The sequence below is a fragment of the Aeromonas sp. s3 genome (assembly GCF_040907805.1).
Lineage (GTDB): Bacteria > Pseudomonadota > Gammaproteobacteria > Enterobacterales > Aeromonadaceae > Aeromonas > Aeromonas dhakensis.
Genome location: NZ_JBFOCQ010000034.1, coordinates 26,358 through 39,369 on the forward strand (window position 1 = coordinate 26,358; position 13,012 = coordinate 39,369).

Below are 13,012 nucleotides of genomic sequence, written 5' to 3' on the forward strand. Positions count from 1 at the left end.
AGAGATCGAATGAGAAAACCCCCTAGCGGCGCCGAACCGGCTGCCAGTCCAACCGTCAGCCACTGGTTCATCTACATGGTGCGCACCGCCGGCGGCCTGCTCTATACCGGGATCAGCACGGACCCCGTCCGCCGCCTGCGCCAGCATCAGAGCGGCAAGGGGTCCCGCGCCCTGCGTGGCAAGGGGCCGCTGACCCTGGCGTGGCAGCAGGCCGTCGGCGAGAAAGGGGCGGCGCTGCGCCTCGAATACCGGCTCAAGCAGCAGAGCAAAGCTTTCAAAGAGCAGCTGATCAGCCAGCCGGAGCGCTGGCTCGCCTGCAGCGAATCATGGCTGGCCGCCCGGCCACAAAAAAGGCCGCTGCATGCAGCGACCAAGGAAGGATCCGATAACAGGGAGTGTCAACGGTAGGTATTGGCTTGCTTGCGCCTGCTGCTGATGAACCAGCACACCACCAGCAGCACCAGCAACCAGGGCGCCAGCTTGATGATGAGGGCAAACATGCCGGCCAACGCGCCAAACAGCACGAAGACGCCGCTCACCAGCAGCATGGCCAGCACGGTGAACCCGGCCAGTGCCATGCCGACCAGTACCAGCATCAAGACGATAAATTCCAGCATGTTGTGCTCCTCACTGGGTTGATGCGGCCAGATGACCCGGGGTCAATCCAGCCAACGCTTCAATTCACGACGGGGCGGCATGACGAGCACCGCCAGCAGATAAATGGCCAGGGCCAGGGGCGGCATCAGGATCAGCGCCATCAGGGCCGCGACCCGCACCGTCACCCTGGAGAGCCCCAGTCCATTGGCGATGCCGGCACAGACTCCGGTCAGCTTGCGATGGGCAAGATCCTTCGGCCAGGGCGTCATGGTTATGCCTCCACCTTTTGACCCTTGAGGCGGGCCAGTTCCCGTTCAATCTCGTCGTTCAGCTCCAGCTCGCGGAACTGGGCCTCCAGCGAGGGGTTCTGCCCCAGGGTTGCCGCCTCCAGCTGAGCTTCCAGCTGATCGACCCGCCCCTGAAAGCCGTCAAAACGGGCCATCAGCTCGTGCATGCGCTGGTTGTCCACCTGGGCACGGGCCCGCAGCCGGCTGTGGGCGGTCTGCTCGCGCAGGGTCAGCATCTTCTGCTTCTCCCGCGCCTCGGTCAGCTTGGCGGCCAGCCGCTCGCTATCGGCGGTGAGCTGGGCCAGCACCTCGGCGACCCGCGCCTTGTCCTGCTCCAGCTGTTCACACTTTTTGACCTCGGCCAGCTTCTCGGTCAGCGCGGCCCGGGCCAGATCCTCGCGCCCCTTCTGGATGGCGAGCTCGGCCTTGGCCGACCACTCCAGGATCTGGTGTTGCAACGCCTGCTGATGGCGCTCCAGCTGCTTCTGTTCGGCGATGACGCGGGCGGCCTGGGTTCTCATCTCGACCTGGACCTGCTCCATCTCCTCAATCATCAGCCGCAGCATCTTCTCCGGCTCTTCGCTCTTGTCGAGCAGGCTGTGCAGGTTGGCATTGATCACGTCGGTCAGGCGGCTAAATACGCTCATGGTCTGGCTCCTTGTTGATGGGATGACAATCTCTTCCCATGACATTACAAGAGCCGTGCCAAGATAATTTTTCCTTTACTTACATATAGATGAGGTTTTATCAGGTATTTTCAACACCGTCTTGGTGGCGAAAAATGCCGATCTGGTGGCGATTTTCACCAATAAAAAAGGGAGCCAACGGCTCCCTCATGCAATCAGCGCTGTACTCAGGCGGCCCGGGGATGACCGAGCTTGCTGTCCAATTCGACCAGCTTGGCCTCCATCCGGCTGCGGCAGATCTCGGACAGCTCGCGGATGCCGGCGGCGCCATGCTCCTTGCTGCAGACAGGGGCCATCACTTCCAGCAGCACCTCGCCGTTGTCCCAGCGGTTGAGATCGATCTGGCCGAAGTAGCTGGAGCAGACGATGGGCACCACCGGCACCTCTGCCTGCACCGCGGTATGGAAGGCACCCGCCTTGAATGGCAGCAGTCCGCGCCCCTTGGAACGGGTTCCCTCCGGGAACATCCAGATGGAGGTGCCACGCGCCTTGATGCGATCCACCACCTGGCCTATGGTGCCGATGGCACGGGAGCGGTTGGAGCGGTCGATCAGCACGTTGCCGGAGAGCCAGAAGATGAGGCCGAAGAAGGGCAGCCACAGCAGGCTCTTCTTGCCCACCGCCACCACGCCGGGCTGCACCGCGCCGGTCACGGTGAAGATGTCGTAGTTGCTCTGGTGGTTGCAGACGTAGACGGCCGGCCCCACCGACTTCACCTCGTCGGCCACCGTCACCCGGACCTTGAGGCCGATGAGCGGACAGACAGCGTGATACATGCGGGCAAAGACATAGACGTTGTTGGGATGGCGCGGACGCACCAGGCACAGCAGCAGACCGAACAGGAACCAGAAAATGAGCAGCAGACCAAGCAGCAGCACACGGGCAATTTTGAGCATCGAACACCTCGGATTTTGACTCGGCGCAGTATACTGGTCCCCCTTTTAGCGAACAAGCGTTCGCCAGACAGAACCGACCACCCTTCGCCACTCGCCCCTGAGCCATAAAACGGACGGCGGCTTGCCCCACCCGGCATTGGCCGTTAGGATGTGGCCATCTTGATGAACGGGGCGAGCATGATTCACCAACAACGCGTGGCGAAACGACTCCTGCTGCTGGTCTGCCTGCTGGTGCTCAATTGCGCTGCCCAGCCGCTGGCCCGGCTGGCCCTGCTCGATCACGCCATCAGCTGTCAGGCCCTGCCCCAGTTCGCCTCAGCCGACGACCAGGCCGACAAGGGCACGCCCGCCAGCCCGCAGCCCAACAGCTGCCAGCTCAACGGCAAGTGGCTGAGCGCCACCACCCTGCTCTGCCTCGAGCAGCTGTTCTTTACGGTGGCCCTGCTCATCGCGCTGCTGGCCCCGCTCTGGCGCTACACGCCGCCACTGCCGCCGCCACGGGCCGTTTCGCCTCCCGAACGACGACTTCACCTCACCCTCTGTGTCTGGCGGGAATGAGTTCAGCCGCGCTTTTTCAGCCTGCTGTCATTCATTTTTTGCGAGACAACATCTATGTCAACTCTCTTCAAGGCGAGCCTGCTGCTGGGCTGCCTGCTGTGGCAATCCACTGGATTGGCCAGCGATACGGGCTGGCTCACCAGCCCCCAGAACGATCACGCCAAGGTCAGGCTGCAAGCCGACCGCAGCGCCCCTGACCAGACCCGCATCCTGCTCGAGGTGGCCCTCGAGTCCGGCTGGAAAACCTACTGGCGCAGCCCGGGTGAAGGGGGCATAGCGCCCCAGATCCTGTGGGAGCAGCCGGTCGGCAACTTCCAGTGGCACTGGCCTACACCGCGACCCTTCGAGGTGGCCGGGCTCAGCACCCAGGGCTATCAGCAACAGGTGCGCTTCCCCCTGAGCCTGAACTACCCCGCTGGGCAGCCGCTCAAGGGCACCTTGCGCCTCTCCACCTGCAGCAACGTCTGCATCCTGACCGACTACCCCTTCACCCTGGCGGTGGATGGGCAGGCGCCGGCCGGTTTCGACTTCGCCTGGGCCCAGGCCATGAGCACCCTGCCGCAAACGCTGCCCGCCGATACCCGGGTCGAGCTCGGCTACCAGCACAACCAGCTGCAGCTGCGCGCCGAGCGGGCAGAGGGCTGGCAGGAGCCAGCGCTCTTCATCGATGCCCTGGAGGGGGCCGAGTTCGGCAAGCCGGCGCTCGAGGTGAGCGGCAACACCCTGATCGCCCGGGTGCCGGTCAGCGACGGCTGGCAGGGGGATGCGCCTGACTTGCGTGGCCAATCCCTCGGCCTGCTGCTCGGCAGCGGCGATGAAGCCTGGCAGACCAGCGCCACCATCGCCGGACCTCTCGCCCTGCCGGCCCCAGGCCAGCCACTCATCTGGCTGCTGGGGGCGGCGCTGCTCGGCGGCCTCATCCTCAACCTGATGCCCTGCGTGCTGCCGGTGCTGGCCCTGAAACTGGGTACCGTGCTGCAGCAGCAGGAGCGCGAACAGCGACAGGTACGCAAGCAGTTCCTCGCCGCCAGTGCCGGGATCATGGCCTCCTTCTGGGTGCTGGCGGCCATGAGCAGCCTGCTGCGCGCCCCTAGTTTTGGAATGAGTGGCGCGGTCGGCTGGGGGATCCAGTTCCAGAGCGCCGGATTCATCGGCTTCATGGTGGCGGTGACCCTGCTGTTTTGCGCCAACCTGTTGGGCTTGTTCGAGATAAGGTTGCCCAGCAATCTCAACACTCGCCTCGCCACCAGCGGCGGCAAGGGGCTCGGTGGCCACTTCCTGCAGGGGAGCTTCGCCACCCTGTTGGCCACCCCCTGCTCGGCCCCCTTCCTCGGCACCGCGGTGGCCTTTGCGCTGGCGGCACCCCTCGCCCAGCTCTGGCTCATCTTCACGGCGCTCGGCCTTGGCATGAGCCTGCCCTGGCTGCTGGTGGCGGCCCTGCCGCGCCTCGCCCTCTGGCTGCCCAAACCGGGCCGCTGGATGGGGCGGCTGCGCATCCTGCTCGGGCTGATGATGCTGGGCTCCAGCCTCTGGCTGGCGAGCCTGCTCGGCAACCATCTGGGCAGCACGGCCACCGGCTGGCTGATGGCCGCCATGCTGCTGGTGCTGCTGATTGGCATCATCTGGCGTTATGGCATGCGCGGTTTCACGCTGGCCCTCTCCCTCTCGGCCCTCATCGGCGGCGCCCTGCTGTTGGGGGGCGCCCTCACGGCGCAGGGGTCGGGCAGGGTCGATCGCATCGCCTGGCAACCGCTCTCCGAGCAGGCCATCGTCGATGCGCTGGCCCAGCGCAAGCGGGTCTTCGTCGACGTCACCGCCGACTGGTGCGTCACCTGCAAGGCCAACAAGTACAACGTGCTGCTGCGTGACGAGGTGCAGAGCGCCCTGACGGCTCCGGACGTGGTGGCCCTGCGTGGCGACTGGAGCCGGCCGAGCGATGCCATCTCTGCCTTCCTGCGCCAGCGCGGCGCGGCCGCCGTGCCCTTCAACCAGATCTACGGGCCCGGCCTGCCAGAGGGAGAGATCCTCTCACCCCTGCTGGACAAGGCCGACTTGCTCGACGTGTTGCATCAGGCCGGCCTCGTCCAGGCCGATGCCCCTCATTTTTAAGGAGAATCCCATGACCCTGCGTACTCTGAAACTGCGCACCCTGACCCTCTGCACCGCCCTGCTTGCCGGCACCCTGAGTGCCCCCTTGTTGCAGGCGGCCCCCTTCACCCCGGAGCAGGAGGCGCGCATCAAGGAGCTCATTCGCGAGACCCTGGTCGCCAACCCCAAGATCCTCGACGAGGCGGCCGAATCCTGGGAGAAGCAGAACGCCGCGGCCCAGGAGGCCCAGCTCGGCAACTTCATCAAGGGCAATCAGGATGTGCTGTTCAACAGTGCCACCAGCCCGCGCCTGGGCGCCAAGAATCCCAAGCTGACCCTGGTGCTGTTCACCGACTACAACTGCCCCTACTGCAAGCAGTTCGATCCCCGCCTGACCAAGCTGCTCGAGGCCTATCCCGACGATCTGGGGCTGGTGGTCAAGCTGCTGCCGTTCAAGGGGCAGAGCTCGGCCAAGGCGGCCCAGTACAGCCTCACCCTGTGGCAACAGGATCCGGCCCGCTTCCTCGCCCTGCACGACAAGCTGATGAGCAAGCAGGGGATGCTGACCGAGGCGGACATCAACAAGGCGCTGGCGGCCACCGGCAACACGGCCCTCAAGCCCGATGCCAAGGCCACCGAGGAGCTGCGCAACAGCCTGCGCATCGGCACGCTCCTTGGCGTGCAGGGCACCCCGGCGACGCTCATCGGCAACCAGCTGGTGCCGGGCGCCCTCCCCTATGACGAGCTGGAGCAGCTGGTGAAGGCCGAGCTGGCCAAGCGGAGCTAAGCCATGGCGGAGGATGCAGTCGTAAAGGCACCCCGCTGGCGCCGTTGGGGCAAGGAGGCGCTCTGGCTGCTGCTGATGGCGCTGGTCATCTCCACCCTGCTGGATCTGTGGCGCAGCCCAACCCTGCCGGCGGGGGCCATGGAGGCCCCCTTCACCCTGCAGGATGGCACCATCACCAGTCTGGCCGAGCAGAGCCGCGGCAAGCCGCTGCTGGTCTACTACTGGGCCAGCTGGTGCGGGGTGTGCCGCTTCACCACGCCGACCGTGGAGAGCCTGTGGCAGGAGGGAGAGAACGTGCTGACGGTGGCGCTGCGCTCCGGCAGCGATGAGCAGTTGCGCGCCGGGATGGCGAAGAAGGGGCTCGCCTTTCCCACCCACAACGATGAGCGGGGAGATCTGGCCGCCCGCTGGCAGGTGGGGGTCACCCCCACCTTCCTCGTCATCAAGGATGGGACGCTGGTGAGCAGCACCACCGGCTGGAGCTCGTGGCTCGGGCTCAAGGCCCGCCTGCTGTGGGCCGGCTGGTAATCCAGTCAGCCCAGCAATGTATGCAAAGAGCCCGGTATCACGACCGGGCTCTTTTTCATCTGAAAGCTGACAAGCCTATTTCGTGGGCGCCATGGCGCCCTGACCGAGCCGCCCCCTGGCGCTGGCCCGCTCGGCCTCGTCGAGTACCCCGTCCCCGTTCTTGTCCATCCGGGTGAAGAGGGCCTCATGGCGCGCCATGAACTGCGCCTTGGTCGTGTCCTGCATCGGCCTCATGTTGCCCATGTTTCCCATCTTGCCCGGCATGGCCTGGCCGGACTGCTGCATCGCCTCGTGCATCTTGGCCATGGCGGCCTCTCTCTCGGCCACCGACAGGGTGCCATCCTTGTCGGTGTCCTGCCGGGCAAAACGCTGCTCGGCTCTTTCCATAAACTGGGCCTTGGTGATGTCCCCCTTGATGAACATCAAGGGCTCGTCGCTGCTCTCATCGGCGGCGATGGCAAGGCCGCCCAGCAGTACCATTGGCAGAAGATAAAATTTGAGCATGGCTGTCCATTCCTTAGTAAGGGTCTCGGCCCGACCGAGGCCTGCTGAAGATCGCCAGGGCAACGCCCGGCGCCTCCTGTAGTGTAGCCCCGGTACCACCCCCTACCGGGAGGCAGATCGCAAGGTGCACCGACCGCGCTTCCCCCTGGTTACTTTTCTTCCTATTCATGGCGATGGCCGCCTGTTTGCGTTAAAATGTCGGGTTTTTGCCGAGCCTGGTTTGCCAAGATCCCCGCCGCCAGGCCAGCGCAGGGTCAATTCCACGATGCCAGTGAGGCAGGATCCGTCATGAACAACTACTTCCGGGTGTTGGGCGTCAAGTCCAATGCCAGTGAAAACGACATCAAAAAAGCCTATCGTCGGCTGTCGAACCAGTACCACCCCGACAAGCTGCACGGGGCGAGCGAAGAAGAGAAAGAGCAGGCAGCCGCCCGGCTGCACCAGGTAAAGCAGGCTTATGAAGTGCTGTCCGATCCGAAACAGCGGGCCGCCTTCATCAAGGATTTCAACAACGTCATCGTGACCGATCCCGCTGCTGCCATGCAGGAGATGTGGGACCAGTTCTACCCCTGAGCCACCAGGCAAGAAGAGCGACTATGCAAAAAAAATGGGACCAGGCACGGCTCAAGGCCCTGCAAAGCGATGCCAGCGAGAATATCGAATCCTACCGGGATCAGGATGACCCCAAGGGGCTCGAGCAGTTCACCGACCAGATGAAAGCCCTGCTGCTGGCCGACATGAGCATGCTGGAATTCATGCCCGAATACCTGCCGCTGGCCCTCTATGGCCGGGTGCAGTTCCCCCCCAAGGCCAAGGGGCAGTGGAACAAGTGGCTCACCAGCGGCGAGCAGCCGAGCTGGGACGAGTTCAAGGTAAGCGTCGGCTTCAACAACGCCGCCCTGCCGCTGGTCAAGGCGGTGCGGGCCCAGAGCGAAGATCAGCTGATGGAAGCCTGCGCCGTGCTGTTCCTGCTCGACAACCCGCTGCCGCGCGGCAGCCACCGCGGCGATGACGACGTTGATCTGCGCGACGAAGAAGATGAAGACGGGGAAGATGCCGACGCCGACTACCATGGCGGCAATGACCGCTATGGCGATGACGACGGCGAGCAGGATATGTACGACGAAGTCCGTTTCTAATTGGGGCAAGGCATGAGCAACAGTCTGATAGAAATTACCGCCATCGAGATCAAAGAGCTGGCCGTTATCGAGCCGAAGCAGGCCAGCGAGAAGTTCGAGCTGATCGCCAAGACCATGTCTGACGACCAGCTGGCAGAAGTGATTGAAAACATTGATATCGTTACTCTGACCCAGATTAACGGCCAGCACGACATCTCCTTCCCCTCCATCATCTCCGAGCTGATGACCCCGGAGCGGATCCGCGACATCGTCTGCCAGCAGCCGCTCTACTGGGAAGAGGCGATCAAGAACAACGCCGACGAGCTGCAGCAGCACACCTTCGACTTCCTCAACTACCTGATCCGCACCCAGGATAGCGAAGCCAAGCAGCGCGAGATCCTCGAGTGCGTGGCCGAGGATCCGGCCGGTCTCTTCTACCTCGCCATCCCCTTTATCGAGTTCTATCGCGGCGATCGCTATGAAGAGGACGAAGGCTATCGCGACGTGCTGCACGCCGAAGAGGAAGATCTCGAAGAGTCCCTGCGCTACAGCGAGCGCCAGCAGAGCGAGGATGTCCACGACTACGCGCTGGACGACCCGCGCAGCCTGTTGATGCTAATTCGCGAGCTGGCCCCCGAGGTGGAGAAAGCCATCAAGGCGCTGCTGCGCAATGAGCACTCCACCTGGGACGGCATCATCAACAAGTTTGCCGCCGAACTGGTGATGCAGGCCAAAGAGAAGAACAAGGTCGAGGAAGACGAGTACGGCGACGTCGACGACATGTTCAGCTTTCTGGATTAAGGAGCCCATTCATGCAGTTAGTCATTCGCGATGCTAACCAGGGCCCCTTTCTGACCCAGGTGCTGCGCTTTGGCCGCGACAATGAACGTTTGACCGAACAACAGCTGGCCGCCATCAAGGGCAAGGCGGTGCTGATGAGCCTGAAATTCGCCGACAAGTACTACAACAAGTACAAGATGCACCTGCTGGAGCAGGCCGCCCACGACGTCATCGGCGTGGTGAGCCTCGGCCTGCAGGAGCTCTCGGCGCGGGATCCGGCCAAGGCGCTGGCGTTGCTGCAGGCGCCGGAAGGCCCCATCAAGCCGTTCCAGAAGGGCTGGTCGATGCTCATCACCGTCAGTCCCAAGCAGGCTGGCAACAGCCTCTACGGTGACGTGGATGCCCGCCTGCTGGACAAGATCTCGAGCCCGCCGGACGTGGAAGAGTGGCAAGGGTGGCAGGAGTACGAGAAGGCGCTGACCGAGCACAACAAGAGCCGCCTGATGGAGCTCATCGACCAGCACTTCTTCGCCTGCGAGAGCGACCACCCCACCATGGAGGACAAGCTGGCCGAAGCCCTGCTCTACCGCATCCTCTGTGGCAAGGGCAGTGGCGCGGCCCCGCTCAAGGTGAAGCAGGATCTCAAGCGCCGACTTGCGCGAGAGATTGTCCTCGATGAGGACTGGTACGACACCGACTACCTCGCCGCCCAGCTCACCCTGATGCTGAGCGCGCTGCCCGCCGACATGGCCGCCGCCCTGCGCCAGGAGCTGAGCCCGGGCTTTGTGCCGAACCTGCTGCACACCCTTGGGTTTGTACGCCAGTACCAGCAGCTGCAAAAAGAGGACGCCTCCCCGGAGAAGCTCGACAACATGGAGATGCGCGCCGGTCTCAAGCACCCATTGCTCGGCTGGCCGCTCTATCACGACTTCTAAGGGGCCATGCACCCTTGCAGGACGGCTCTTGCCTCTCCTCCCACAACGCCCGGCTTGCCGGGCGTTGTGCTATCCAGCGTCCCATTTTCAGCACAAGCCCTGGCCGTGAACAGCGAGCTCGGCAGAAAACTACCCCGTAAGCGTCATTGGCCCCATTTTTGACAGGGATATAATGACTCCCCCATACAAGCCGCAGGGGGGCAAGGCAGTGAGCAGAAAGCCCGACAGGATCACCGCGATGCAGCAGATCATCGACGCCGTGAAGGCGGAGTTTCCGCTCTACCAACCGGATACCTTCAAGTGCGGGCCTGACAACACCTGCATCGGCTGCCCCAAGAAGCTGATGGAGCTGGTGGATACGGACCTCTGCTACTGGCAATATCAGATCGATCGCGGCATCCCGCCCTCCTTCGACGAGATCCAGCGCTTCGGCAAGCTGTGCAAAAACATCCGCCGGGCCCTGGTGCGCAATGGCCGCATCCCCGCCTGAGCGCCACATCGCAGCCAAGGAAGAAGCTCCCGCCGGCAACCCCCAAAGAGGAACCGTTCATGACCCAGGAGAGGATACAGACCCGCTACACGCTGGATGGCCCCCTTGCCAGCCGCGCCGAGCTGGAGCAGGCCATCGCCCGGACCATTGAGGCCCACAAGCAGGACTTCTTCCCCCTGCTGGAGCGGCTGGTGGATGTGGGTGACAGCCGGGTCAAGCTCAGCCAGAAAGAGCCGCTGCGGGTGCTGGGGGTGGAACTCGACGAGGCTCGCACCGGCGGCACTGCCCGCCTCAGCTACGAATCCAACTTTTCCGAGAGCTGCCGGCTTATCGACGAATACGACCAGCACCAGACCAGCGTGGCCTTTACCCTCGACGGGGATCAGCTCGTCTTCGATCTTGAGCTGCCCATACAGTGGAATTTCGACAACTAGGGCTACTCCCCGCCTTCGCCCGGCGCCCAGCCCATCACAAGAAAGGAGCCTTGTCGGCTCCTTTTTCACTGACTCACCGCATCGCTCGGATCGTCCCTCCCTCTGCGTCACATCTCAGGTGAGGTAGTTCAGGTGAGATAGTAACGCCACGACCGGACCGGTTCGGCGAAACCGACCCGGATGCAGAAGGGCGCCAACTCGTGATTGGCCTGCTCCAGGCTGAGGGTCTGGTGGACATCTTCCTGGCACCACTGCACGAACTCGCCGCTGTTGAAGCTGTAGTGATCCCCGTGAAAGACTCCGTGGGCCTCGATCAGCCCGATGGCTTTCTCTGTTTCCATGATTGGCCTCCCGGCATTGTGCTACACCCTTCAAGCTTAGCGAGCAGAGCGATGAGCGCGACGCTATCGACATTTGTCAGAAGCACCGTGGTAGCCTGTTTTCACCCATAGATGACCATACTGCGCTAGTCAGATTCTGGCCCTGAAGACAGCTATCCCTGATAGTTCACATCTGACATCAGCAATCTCGCCTGCTTCACGCAAAATCAACGATTCCCAGCTGTTTGGCCATAGCCAGCTCGTTGCGCTCAACGATCTCCTCCACTACCTTGCCCTCAGCATTGAACCTGAAATAGGTCAAGGCACTCCAGGTCACATCCTTACCGGTGACATCAAACCCTTTCCAGGTATTTGAGTCTTTCGCTACGTGGGTCAATGCAACGAATACCTCATCTTCCGAGCTCATTATTTTTTGAAAGGTGGTCTCAATGGACTCATACCGATCGACCACACAGGCGGACAATGACTCTTTGAATTGCTCAAGTGTTTTAATTGGCTCTGCACAGTCAGGCCTGAATATACATAAATCATCCGAAAAATACTCACTCACTCTCGCAACATCCTTGCCATCCACGCAATATTTGAAATAGTTGATAACTGTGTCGACGTTCTTGTTCATAAATGATTCCAACCTTATTAATTGACTTTTAATTTAACTAAGAAATATGATGCATAGAATATCTGTGACTGCCAGGCCGCCATACTACAAACATGGCAAGTGATGATAAATGCAATAACAGGAAATCTCTTTTATAAAATCAGGAATAATCCATGGATAAATGGACTGAATACGAGGTCTTTGTGCAGGTTGTCGAATTGGGGAGCATCAGTAAGGCCGCCGATACACTGGGTTTGTCCAACCCTGCCGCCAGCAGGCATCTGGCTGCGCTGGAGCAGCGACTCAATGCACGGCTTGTCGAGCGAACGACCCGACGCCTGTTTGTCACCGAAATAGGAGAGCACTTCTATACCCGCTGCAAAACAGCGCTGAATGAGATGCGAGAAGCCATTGATGAAGTCAACATCAAAACAGGAATGCCAACCGGGATCTTGAAATTGACGGCCTCGCTGTCACTGATGCTGAATGTCATCTCCCCCTTGATCCCCAAATTCATGGCTAAATATCCCGGCATTCAGGTCGAGCTGATCGCCAATAATCGCTATCTGGATATTATCGAAAACAATATTGATATCAGTATTCGCTCACGAGAGGTAGAGCCGGACTCCAGTCTTGTTATTCAGCCATTGGCAGTAGCACCACGTATTCTGGCGGCCTCTCCCGAATATATTGAGCGTTATGGCGACCCGCAGACGCCGCACGATCTGACAAAACATCAGCTGTTGCTCTACAGCCACCACAATCCCAAAGAGCTGACCATGATGAATGGCTCGATAAAATTACGGGTGCCAACCACCCCTACCATTGAGTCCAACGATGCCCAAATCCTGCTCGCCAATGCCAGAAACGGAATGGGGATCCTGGCACAGCCCGTTTATGCCATTTATGACGAGCTACGCAGCCAGCGTCTTAAACCTGTGCTCACCGACTGGCGATTAGCCGATCTATCCATCGGCATGGCTTATGCGAATAGACTCTTTATCCCGTCCAAGACCAGGGTATTTATCGAATTTATCAAGGAGGAGTTTCAACAGTTCGATTATGAACAGTGCTGGCGCGAGGCATTATCTTGCTGACCCTGTTGTCCTCCCCATAATGGCTTATTACCGGTTATCCGGTCTCGGTGGGCGCTATCTGGAAACCGTCCGCTCACTATATACTCAAGGCTTTGTGAGCCCGGCTCACCACGATAAGGAGAGATGACATGTATATGTTTTTACCCTTCCTGCTGGCACTGATAACGGGGATCAGCATCTTGATGAACAAGCGAGGAGCCTCCTATCTGCTCTGGGCCCTGTTGCTGGTAGTGACCCTGCTCTCCTTTATGCACCATGTGACCGACCCGCTCACCCTCTCGTTCTAGG

Annotated in this window: 20 protein-coding genes; 13 read left to right on the forward strand and 7 right to left on the reverse strand. The window is 61.3% G+C overall.

Annotated features, from left to right (window positions below; genetic code table 11):
* Positions 1 to 9 precede the first annotated feature (9 nt).
* Complete coding sequence (locus AB5Y98_RS20815; protein ID WP_324040216.1) at positions 10 to 408, forward strand: GIY-YIG nuclease family protein; 399 nt, start codon at positions 10 to 12, stop codon at positions 406 to 408.
* Here AB5Y98_RS20815 and pspG read toward each other — a convergent pair.
* From pspG to AB5Y98_RS20835, 4 genes are all read right to left on the reverse strand, one after another.
* A complete protein-coding gene (gene pspG / locus AB5Y98_RS20820; RefSeq protein WP_010636066.1) occupies positions 399 to 617 on the reverse strand; it encodes an envelope stress response protein PspG in 219 nt (72 codons plus the stop codon). The two genes, AB5Y98_RS20815 and pspG, sit on opposite strands and share 10 nt — an antisense overlap.
* 42 nt (positions 618 to 659) lie before the next feature.
* Positions 660 to 866: a PspC domain-containing protein gene (locus AB5Y98_RS20825; RefSeq protein ID WP_054543515.1), complete on the reverse strand. Its 207-nt coding sequence runs from the start codon at positions 864 to 866 to the stop codon at positions 660 to 662.
* A 2-nt stretch (positions 867 to 868) separates the two neighbouring features.
* Complete coding sequence (gene pspA, locus AB5Y98_RS20830; RefSeq protein ID WP_017765345.1) at positions 869 to 1,531, reverse strand: phage shock protein PspA; 663 nt, start codon at positions 1,529 to 1,531, stop codon at positions 869 to 871.
* 206 nt (positions 1,532 to 1,737) lie between these two features.
* On the reverse strand, positions 1,738 to 2,466 hold the full coding sequence (locus AB5Y98_RS20835; RefSeq protein WP_211030297.1) for a 1-acylglycerol-3-phosphate O-acyltransferase: 729 nt from the start codon (positions 2,464 to 2,466) through the stop codon (positions 1,738 to 1,740).
* Positions 2,467 to 2,643: 177 nt separating this feature from the next.
* Here AB5Y98_RS20835 and AB5Y98_RS20840 point away from each other — a divergent pair, with 177 nt between their 5' ends.
* The 4 genes from AB5Y98_RS20840 to AB5Y98_RS20855 are packed head-to-tail and all read left to right on the forward strand — an operon-like array spanning position 2,644 to position 6,427.
* Positions 2,644 to 3,024 carry a hypothetical protein gene (locus tag AB5Y98_RS20840; protein ID WP_368232835.1) on the forward strand — a complete coding sequence of 127 codons (381 nt, stop codon included), beginning with the start codon at positions 2,644 to 2,646 and terminating at the stop codon, positions 3,022 to 3,024.
* Positions 3,025 to 3,078: 54 nt separating this feature from the next.
* Entirely contained in the window at positions 3,079 to 5,133 is a 2,055-nt protein-coding gene (locus AB5Y98_RS20845; RefSeq protein ID WP_368232837.1) for a protein-disulfide reductase DsbD family protein, read from the forward strand.
* A 10-nt stretch (positions 5,134 to 5,143) separates the two neighbouring features.
* Entirely contained in the window at positions 5,144 to 5,899 is a 756-nt protein-coding gene (locus AB5Y98_RS20850; protein ID WP_019838984.1) for a DsbA family protein, read from the forward strand.
* 3 nt (positions 5,900 to 5,902) lie between these two features.
* A complete protein-coding gene (locus AB5Y98_RS20855; RefSeq protein WP_216988964.1) occupies positions 5,903 to 6,427 on the forward strand; it encodes a thioredoxin domain-containing protein in 525 nt (174 codons plus the stop codon).
* 75 nt (positions 6,428 to 6,502) lie between these two features.
* Here the strand turns inward: AB5Y98_RS20855 and AB5Y98_RS20860 are convergent, their stop codons facing one another.
* Entirely contained in the window at positions 6,503 to 6,931 is a 429-nt protein-coding gene (locus AB5Y98_RS20860) for an EF-hand domain-containing protein (RefSeq protein WP_279462381.1), read from the reverse strand.
* Between the two features lie 288 nt (positions 6,932 to 7,219).
* On the opposite strand from AB5Y98_RS20860, the gene AB5Y98_RS20865 reads away from it, so the two are divergent.
* The 6 genes from AB5Y98_RS20865 to AB5Y98_RS20890 all read left to right on the forward strand — a co-directional run bounded on the left by AB5Y98_RS20865 (position 7,220) and on the right by AB5Y98_RS20890 (position 10,688).
* The gene (locus tag AB5Y98_RS20865) at positions 7,220 to 7,504 is read left to right on the forward strand and encodes a DnaJ domain-containing protein (RefSeq protein WP_024943298.1); all 285 of its coding nucleotides are present in this window, start codon (positions 7,220 to 7,222) and stop codon (positions 7,502 to 7,504) included.
* Positions 7,505 to 7,527: 23 nt separating this feature from the next.
* A complete protein-coding gene (locus AB5Y98_RS20870) occupies positions 7,528 to 8,070 on the forward strand; it encodes a hypothetical protein (RefSeq protein WP_368232840.1) in 543 nt (180 codons plus the stop codon).
* A 12-nt stretch (positions 8,071 to 8,082) separates the two neighbouring features.
* Entirely contained in the window at positions 8,083 to 8,850 is a 768-nt protein-coding gene (locus AB5Y98_RS20875; protein WP_005335887.1) for a hypothetical protein, read from the forward strand.
* Between the two features lie 11 nt (positions 8,851 to 8,861).
* Positions 8,862 to 9,764: a hypothetical protein gene (locus AB5Y98_RS20880; RefSeq protein ID WP_368232841.1), complete on the forward strand. Its 903-nt coding sequence runs from the start codon at positions 8,862 to 8,864 to the stop codon at positions 9,762 to 9,764.
* Between the two features lie 238 nt (positions 9,765 to 10,002).
* Entirely contained in the window at positions 10,003 to 10,254 is a 252-nt protein-coding gene (locus tag AB5Y98_RS20885; protein WP_010636053.1) for a hypothetical protein, read from the forward strand.
* A 59-nt stretch (positions 10,255 to 10,313) separates the two neighbouring features.
* On the forward strand, positions 10,314 to 10,688 hold the full coding sequence (locus AB5Y98_RS20890) for a hypothetical protein (RefSeq protein ID WP_279971676.1): 375 nt from the start codon (positions 10,314 to 10,316) through the stop codon (positions 10,686 to 10,688).
* A 128-nt stretch (positions 10,689 to 10,816) separates the two neighbouring features.
* On the opposite strand, the gene AB5Y98_RS20895 is transcribed toward AB5Y98_RS20890, so the two are convergent.
* Together AB5Y98_RS20895 and AB5Y98_RS20900 are read right to left on the reverse strand one after the other, a co-directional pair.
* Entirely contained in the window at positions 10,817 to 11,029 is a 213-nt protein-coding gene (locus AB5Y98_RS20895) for a hypothetical protein (RefSeq protein ID WP_005305294.1), read from the reverse strand.
* 196 nt (positions 11,030 to 11,225) lie between these two features.
* Positions 11,226 to 11,648 carry an ester cyclase gene (locus AB5Y98_RS20900; protein ID WP_368232843.1) on the reverse strand — a complete coding sequence of 141 codons (423 nt, stop codon included), beginning with the start codon at positions 11,646 to 11,648 and terminating at the stop codon, positions 11,226 to 11,228.
* 152 nt (positions 11,649 to 11,800) lie between these two features.
* On the opposite strand from AB5Y98_RS20900, the gene AB5Y98_RS20905 reads away from it, so the two are divergent.
* The gene (locus AB5Y98_RS20905; RefSeq protein WP_368232845.1) at positions 11,801 to 12,724 is read left to right on the forward strand and encodes a LysR family transcriptional regulator; all 924 of its coding nucleotides are present in this window, start codon (positions 11,801 to 11,803) and stop codon (positions 12,722 to 12,724) included.
* 128 nt (positions 12,725 to 12,852) lie between these two features.
* Positions 12,853 to 13,011: a DUF5993 family protein gene (locus AB5Y98_RS20910; RefSeq protein WP_010636050.1), complete on the forward strand. Its 159-nt coding sequence runs from the start codon at positions 12,853 to 12,855 to the stop codon at positions 13,009 to 13,011.
* Position 13,012: the final 1 nt, after the last annotated feature.